Source organism: Aliamphritea spongicola (assembly GCF_017051665.1).
GTDB lineage: Bacteria > Pseudomonadota > Gammaproteobacteria > Pseudomonadales > Balneatricaceae > Amphritea > Amphritea spongicola.
This window is the reverse complement of the sequence record NZ_JAFIDL010000149.1, coordinates 1-278: the sequence shown is the minus strand read 5'-3', so window position 1 is coordinate 278 and position 278 is coordinate 1. Positions and strand designations below refer to the sequence as shown.

Below are 278 nucleotides of genomic sequence, written 5' to 3'. Positions count from 1 at the left end.
AAAAAGTCATTCCCCATTACAACACCATGGGACTGGCCAAGGCATCCCTGGAAGCCAGCGTCCGATATCTGGCCGCCAACCTGGGGCCTATGGGAATACGGGCCAATGCCATTTCAGCCGGCCCCATCAAAACGCTGGCCGCTGCCGGCATCAAGGATTTTCAGGTGATTCTGAAATACGTGGCTGAAACCGCACCACTGCGACGCAACATCACGATTGAAGATGTTGGTAATACGGCAGCGTTTCTGATGTCAGACCTGGCCGCCGGAATTACCGGT

The 278-nt window shown here is 55.0% G+C and carries 1 protein-coding gene; it reads left to right on the top strand.

Translation table 11 applies throughout. The features are described from left to right. Positions 1 to 278, top strand: a 278-nt coding sequence (locus tag JYB63_RS23120) for an SDR family oxidoreductase (protein ID WP_205660253.1), incomplete at both ends; no start/stop codon positions are given.